The organism is Achromobacter sp. UBA4530 (assembly GCF_002388205.1).
Classification (GTDB): domain Bacteria; phylum Pseudomonadota; class Gammaproteobacteria; order Burkholderiales; family Burkholderiaceae_B; genus Achromobacter; species Achromobacter animicus.
On sequence record NZ_DGMA01000011.1, the window covers coordinates 187,646 to 194,512 of the forward strand.

The 6,867-nt window shown below is 64.8% G+C and carries 6 protein-coding genes and 1 pseudogene; 4 read left to right on the plus strand and 3 right to left on the minus strand.

Going from position 1 to position 6,867, the window contains the following annotated elements; translation table 11 throughout:
* Positions 1–50 precede the first annotated feature (50 nt).
* Positions 51–218: an LPS translocon maturation chaperone LptM gene (gene lptM / locus B2W22_RS12735; protein WP_239216358.1), complete on the plus strand. Its 168-nt coding sequence runs from the start codon at positions 51–53 to the stop codon at positions 216–218.
* Positions 215–1,507 (plus strand): diaminopimelate decarboxylase, encoded by a 1,293-nt coding sequence (gene lysA / locus B2W22_RS12740; RefSeq protein ID WP_175136917.1) that lies wholly within the window; start codon positions 215–217, stop codon positions 1,505–1,507. Before lptM ends, lysA begins: the two co-directional genes overlap by 4 nt.
* 72 nt (positions 1,508–1,579) lie before the next feature.
* Here lysA and ccsB read toward each other — a convergent pair whose 3' ends face one another.
* From ccsB to B2W22_RS12755, 3 genes are all read right to left on the minus strand, one after another.
* Complete coding sequence (gene ccsB, locus B2W22_RS12745) at positions 1,580–2,926, minus strand: c-type cytochrome biogenesis protein CcsB (protein ID WP_175136918.1); 1,347 nt, start codon at positions 2,924–2,926, stop codon at positions 1,580–1,582.
* Between the two features lie 8 nt (positions 2,927–2,934).
* On the minus strand, positions 2,935–5,016 hold the full coding sequence (locus B2W22_RS12750) for a cytochrome c biogenesis protein ResB (RefSeq protein WP_175124775.1): 2,082 nt from the start codon (positions 5,014–5,016) through the stop codon (positions 2,935–2,937).
* Positions 5,017–5,135: 119 nt separating this feature from the next.
* The gene (locus tag B2W22_RS12755; protein WP_175124857.1) at positions 5,136–5,837 is read right to left on the minus strand and encodes a c-type cytochrome; all 702 of its coding nucleotides are present in this window, start codon (positions 5,835–5,837) and stop codon (positions 5,136–5,138) included.
* 264 nt (positions 5,838–6,101) lie between these two features.
* Between B2W22_RS12755 and yihA the strand changes: the two genes are divergently transcribed.
* On the plus strand, positions 6,102–6,725 hold the full coding sequence (yihA, locus tag B2W22_RS12760) for a ribosome biogenesis GTP-binding protein YihA/YsxC (protein WP_056571052.1): 624 nt from the start codon (positions 6,102–6,104) through the stop codon (positions 6,723–6,725).
* Positions 6,722–6,867 (plus strand): annotated as a pseudogene (locus B2W22_RS12765) (porphobilinogen synthase); the annotation flags it as partial. The gene yihA and the pseudogene B2W22_RS12765, both read left to right, overlap by 4 nt.

A 6,867-nucleotide genomic window follows, 5' to 3' on the forward strand; every position in this document is an offset into this window, starting at 1 on the left:
AGCCTGCAAGAATTACGGAGTTCCCAGTGTTCCAATTGGCATACAGCCGCATGGCTCTTCGCATTGTAGCCACGCTCATGGCGACCGGCATCGTGGCGGCCTGCGGGTACAAGGGGCCGCTCTCCATGCCTCCGCCCCCTGAAGGCAGCAAGGCGCCGGCCAGTACGCAGCAGACCGCGCCGCCGGTGCAGATCCCTCCGGCCCCGACCCTCCCATGACGCCACCGTTCCCCACTCCGCCAGACCTGGCCGGCCATCCCTACTTCCAGTACCGCAATAATGTGTTGTACGCCGAAGATGTGCCGCTTGACCATCTGGCCGAACGGTTGGGAACACCCCTTTACGTCTACTCCCGCGCGGCGCTGAAAGCCGCGTGGCAATCCTATTGCAGCGCCATCGGACCGCGTCCGGTGCTCGTCTGCTATGGCATGAAGGCCAACTCCAATCTGGCCGTGCTCGGCGAATTTGCGCGGTTGGGCGCCGGCTTTGACATCGTGTCCGGCGGCGAACTGCATCGCGCGCTTACCGCCGGCGCCGATGCTTCCCGCATCGTGTTCTCAGGCGTGGGCAAGCAGGCCTGGGAAATGCGCGATGCGCTGCGCGCTGGCGTAAAGTGCTTCAACGTCGAATCGGTCGACGAACTGCACCGCCTGTCCGACGTCGCGGCACACATGGGCCTGCGCGCCCCCGTGTCGCTGCGCGTGAACCCGGACGTCGACGCCCGCACGCACCCGTACATCTCGACCGGCCTGAAGGAAAACAAATTCGGCATCGCCATCGGCGACGCGCTCGAGGCCTACCGCACCGCGCAGTCGCTGCCCGGTCTTCGGATCGTCGGCGTGGACTGCCACATCGGCTCGCAGCTCACCGACATCAGTCCCTACTTCGATGCCCTCGAAAAGCTGCTGGACCTGATCGAAAGTCTGCAACAGGCGGGCATCCCTATCGAACACCTGGACCTGGGCGGCGGACTGGGCATCCGCTACCTGGACGAGACGCCGCCTTCGCCCCGCGTCCTGCTCGACCGCGTTTTTGAACGGTTGAACGCGCGCGGCCAAGGTCATCTGCAACTGGTGCTGGAACCGGGCCGCTCGCTCGTCGGCAACGCCGGCGTGCTGCTCACCACCGTCCAGTACATCAAGCACGCCGAAGCCCGCAATTTCGCCATCGTCGACGCAGCCATGAACGACCTGCTGCGCCCGGCGCTCTATGACGCGTTCCATGGCGTGCAACCGCTGCACCCGCGCGCCGGCGACCCCGCCGAATACGACCTCGTCGGCCCTGTGTGCGAAAGCGCCGACTGGCTCGCCAAACAGCGCCTGCTGACCATCCGCCAGGGCGACGTGCTGGCGGTGGAATCGGCCGGCGCCTACGGCATGACCATGGCCAGCAACTACAACTCGCGCGGGCGCCCCGCCGAGGTCATGGTCGACGGCGACAAATACTATGTCGTGCGCCAGCGCGAAACCCTGGCGGACCAGCTTCGCGGCGAATCGCTGCTACCCTGAACGGGCGTCGCGCAAAAGACAAAGGCCCCTGCATCCAGGGGCCTTCGTTCGTCTGCCAGGATGTTCGCGGCGTTAAAGCTGGCCGTACGAGTGCAGGCCCGACAGGAACATGTTCACGCCCAGGAACGCAAACCCCGTGATCAACAGGCCTATCAGCGCCCAGTAGGCAGCCATCGCGCCACGCAGGCCCTTGATAAGCCGCATGTGCAGCCAGGCCGCGTAATTCAGCCAGACGATCAGCGCCCAGGTTTCCTTCGGGTCCCACTGCCAGTACGCGCCCCACGCGTCGGCCGCCCACAGCGCCCCCAAAATGGTGGCCACCGTGAAGAAGGCGAACCCGATCGCGATGGCGCGATACATGATGTCGTCCAGCACTTCCAGCGAGGGTAGCGCCTCCGCGATGCGGCGGCGGCCCAGAAGAATGGCGCCCACGATCACCGCGCCCACGCCGAAGTACAGCATCCAGGTGGCCGACAAGCCATCAGTGCGGAACACCATCGGCTCGGCACACAGCAACACGCCCAGGATGAACAGCGGCGCCAGCTTGGCCCACGACGTGGTCTGACCGTGCTGCTTGACCAGGTACGCAAAGCCCACCATCGCCGCCAGCGAGAACGTGCCGTAGCCGATGAAATTGGCGGGCACGTGCAGTTTCATCCACCAGCTTTTTAGCGCGGGCACCAGTGGCTGGATCTGTCCCGCGTCGCGCGTGAACGAATACCAGAGCAGGAACACGACGGCCGAGGTGACCACCAGCATCACGAAGCCGCCCAGCGCGCGCGTGGCGTACTTGCGTTCGTAGTACAGATAGAACAGCGCCGTGATGAGGCAAAACAGCACGAAGACTTCATACAGGTTGCTGACCGGGATATGACCCAGGTCCGGACCCATCAGATGGCCCTCGCGCCAGCGCACGAGCAGGCCCGTGACGCCAGCAAACACCGCGCCCCAATTCAGCGCCGTGCCCAGCCAGGCGGCCGTCGGGCTGAAAAGGCCGATCCAGTAGCACACCATCGACAGCGCAAACAGCGCGCTCATCCAAAGAATGGCGGACTGCGAAGAAAACAGAAACTTCAGGAAGAACACCTGCTCGGCGCGGGCGAGGTCGGTGCCATAGAGCATCAGCGCCAGGCCCGACGAGATCGCACAGGCGATCATCAACCGGCGCAGCGGCCGCCACAGCCAGCCCAGCCAGGCCACCGCGGGCACCGTGCCGCACAGGATGATCTTCTCGTAGTAGTCCATCGCGTGCCCGTAGCGGGTCAGCGCGAATCCCGCGCCCGCTGCCAGCAGCAAAAAGAAGACGATGTCGGTCCAGTCGGGCTTGCCGCGTTGCGCGCGGCTGTCGCCGGTTTCGGATAAGGCGTCCTGCCAGAGCGTTTCAGGCGACGGGGGTTGCGTGGTGGTCGTCGTGGACATAAATAACCTCAGGACCCTTTTTTCTGGCGCAGCAGCGCCTGCTTGAAGCGTTCAAACTCTTGATTGAAGTCAAGTGTACGCTTCTGAGACGTCATGGCCGCCAGGACGCTGCTGCCGCCGCCTTGCGGCTTGACCCAGATCCAGACGCGACGATCGCGAATGTAAAACATGGAGAACACGCCCAGGACCAGCAGCAGGCTGCCCAGGTAGACCGTGTTTTTGCCCGGGGTGCGGCTGACCTGGAACACGCTGGCCTGCACGTGATTGAAGTCGGCCAGCGACAGGAACACCGGCGCGGGGTAGACGGTCAGGTCGGACAGCGCCGCCACTGCCAGGCGCGACCACACCGCCGCGCGTTCGCCCTCCTGGCCCTCGACGGGCACGGGCGGCTGACCCGCGCGTTCGCGCGCGATGGCGCGCAATTCGTTCATGCTGGCGCCGATCAGGCGGATCACGACATCGGCCGCGCGCTCAAGATCCGGGGCGGGCGTATTGGCTTGCAGGAAAGCCGCGACGGCCTGCAGGCCGCCGGCGGCAAAGGTGTCCAGCGCGCGCTCTGCCGCGGTCTCCAGCGGTTGGCGGTCCGCGCCCGACGGGCTGTTGCGTTCGGCAAAGCGGCGGGCGGCTTCCTTGCGCGCGGCCGGATCGGCCAGGGTGGCGCGCAGGCGCATGAATTCAGCGATGGTGCTGTCGTCGTCGGCCGGAATGCGCAGATAGCGGAACGGCTCGGACGCGTTGTTGCGCACGCCGGCCAGGAACACGGCCGCGCCGTCCAGCTCGACGGGCAGCATGTAGTTCTGGAATTCGTGCGCCTGGCCCGCATCGTCGATCAGCTTGTACTCGACGCTGGGCCCGACGTTGCGCAGGTTCTCGTTCTTCTTGCCGGCCGCGCTGCCGGCAACCGATGCCACGTGTTCGGCAAAGCTCTGGTCGGCGCCTTTGGGGTCGCCCCGGGTCAGGTCTTCGACGTTGATGGGACGCATGGCCGTGATCTCGATGCCCATGCTGCGCGGGCCCTTGGCCGTCTGCGCGGTGAGCTCGCTGGTCTTGCCGACCGTGCCATCGACCGAGAACGTGGCGTCGTTGGCGCCCACCAGCGGATAACCCTTGAGCGCGACCGTGCTGCCGCCATCGTCAAAGCTCGATTGATAGACCGTCATGCCCTTGAAGCGCAGCGGTTCGTTGACCTCGATGGTGGAATCGAAGGTCTTGCCGGTGTCCGGGTCCGTGACCTCGACTTCGCTGGCGAAGCGGCTGGGCATACCGGTGGAGTAATAGTCGACGACGAACTTCTTGAGCTTGAGCGTGAAGGGCATCGGCTGCACCAGGGCGCCATCACCCACCATCACGACCGCGGTGCTGGCCTGGCCGCCCTCGGGCACTAGGACGCTGGCACGAAAGCTCGGGTTGTTGACCGACAGGCGGCCGCTTTCCGGCACTTCGGAGATCAGCATGTTGTCGACGATGGGCTGCTTGCCGCCGAACATGACCTGCAGGCGCACCGGCAGTTCACTGTCGAGCAGGCCGCCGATACAGATGATGACCATGGCCGCGTGGGCGAACACATAACCCAGGCGGTTCGCGCTGCCCTTCTTGGCGGCCAGCAGGACGCCATCCTGGTCCTCGCGCACGCGCACCGCATACCCCATGCGGCCCAGCAGCGCCTTCAGGCCGGTCACGGTCTGCGGCACGCCGGTGGGCTCGGTGGTTTCCACGCGATGCGGGAATGCGCGCAAGCTGCCCTCGCGCACGTGCTCGCGGAATGACCGGGCGTCGCGCAGCATCTTGGGCGCATTGCGGATCAGGCACACCGAGGTCGACACGACCAGAAAGCCCATGATCAGCAGGAACCACCAGCTGTTGTAGACGTGCCAGATGGAGAACTTGTCGAACACTTCAAACCAGAACGGGCCGAACTGGTCGATGTAGTTGTTGGACGAGCGGTTCTGCTGCAGCACCGTCCCCACCAGGCTGGCCACGCAGATGAACATCAGCAGGCTGACGGCAAAACGCATCGAACCCAGAAGTTCAAAGAGATCGCCTGGCAGGCTGCGCAAAGAGGGGCGGGAGTGGGTTCGAGTCGAATTCATGAAAAAAGGGGGGCCGCGCTATCGGCTACCCCCCTCATAGACAGTGCATGACGGAACGAGGTTCCGGCACGCGCAAGTTGCATCAACGCGGACCGGCCGCGCACGTTGCGGCCGATCGTTTACCGAAGGCCGGCCGCGTAATCCGACACCGCCTTGATGTCGGCGTCCGACATGCGGTCCGCGATGGCATGCATGACGTCGTTCTTGCGGTCGCCGCTACGGAAAAGCTTCAGTTGCTCTTCGATGTACACGGGGAACTGGCCCGACAGACGGGGGTACTGACCGGGAATCCCGGCGCCATTGGCAGAATGGCATGCCGCGCAAGCCGGGACGTTGCGGTCTGGCAAACCGCCACGCCAGATCTTTTGACCTAGCTCAACCAGATTCTCATGGCCAGCCGTGGCGGGCTCTTTGAGCGGCTGCGTTGCCAGGTACAGCGCGATGTTCTGCATGTCGGCCGGCGTCAGGTTCTGCACCATGACGGTCATGGGGCTGGGATTGCCGCCCGGGCCGTTGCGAACAGGCGCTTTGGCGCCTTCCTTCACCTTGAAGTCGGCAAGCTGCTTGGCCAGGTATTCGTGCGGCTGCGCGGCCAGGTTCGGGTTCACCGGAATGGTGCTGTTACCCGCCGCGCCGTGACAGGAGGCACAGGCAATAATGCCGCGGGCCGCGTCGCCTTGGTCAAACAGCTGACCGCCCTTGGCGGCATCTGGTTTGGCCGGGCCCGCAGCGCCATTGGCGGCGAAACTCGTAGCAGAGAGGGCGGAGGCGCCGAGCAACAGCCCGCTCGCAACCAACATCCGGGACAGCACACGCTTCATGAAGACCTCGACGATCACATCGATCAAGGCGCAAAAAGGCGCCCACGCCTGCCCGCACTCGCAGTAAAACCGTATCGAACCTGTTTTGCTTGTCCTGCTTGCGATCTTTCTGCGAAGCTGCGTCAGCGCTGCCCGAAAGGGGCTTTTATCGGCTGGATGACAGCTAAACAGTAAGCAAAAAAGACGGCTCCGCGCACGGGGACCACTGTAGCAAACGCCGGATTATACAATAGGGCTCGAAACCAACCGTATCGAAAGCCATCCGTGTCCCTCCTACATCGCGCCTCCTTCCTCACTTCCGCGGCTCGCCTCGACCAGTTGCCGCCCGCCGGCGCTCCCGAGGTCTGCTTTGTCGGCCGCTCCAACGCCGGCAAGTCCACGTCCATCAACGTGCTGTGCAACCAGCGCCGCCTTGCGTTCTCCAGCAAGACGCCGGGCCGCACACGCCTGATCAACATGTTCGGCCTGCCGGACCCGCTGGACCCGGAAGCCCACATCGGCTATCTGGTCGACCTGCCCGGCTACGGCTATGCGTCCGTGGCCCGCAACGAGAAGGAAAAGTGGGCGGACATCCTGGGCGGCTACCTGCGCGACCGTGAGTCGCTCGTCGGCATCGTGCTGCTCATCGACATCCGCCGCGGCGTGACAGAACTGGACCGGCGTCTGGCGAACTTCATTGCCCCCACCGGCCGCCCGGTGCTGGCGCTGCTGACCAAGGCCGACAAGCTGCCGTACGGTCAGCGCATGCGCACCGTGTTCTCGGTCCGCAAGGACCTGGCCGACATCGGCGCGCTGCACACGATTCCCTTCTCGGCGCCCGAGCGCATCGGCCTGGAAGAAGCCGGCGCCCACATCGAAAATTGGATTTCCCCCAAGGTCGTACCATGAACCCGCAGATCATCACTCCTGAGTTTCCGGTTTCCCGCCCCCGCCGCCTGCGCCGCGACGACTTCACCCGCCGTCTGGTGCGCGAGAACGCACTGACGGTCAATGACCTGATCTACCCCGTCTTCGTGGCCGAAGGCTCCGG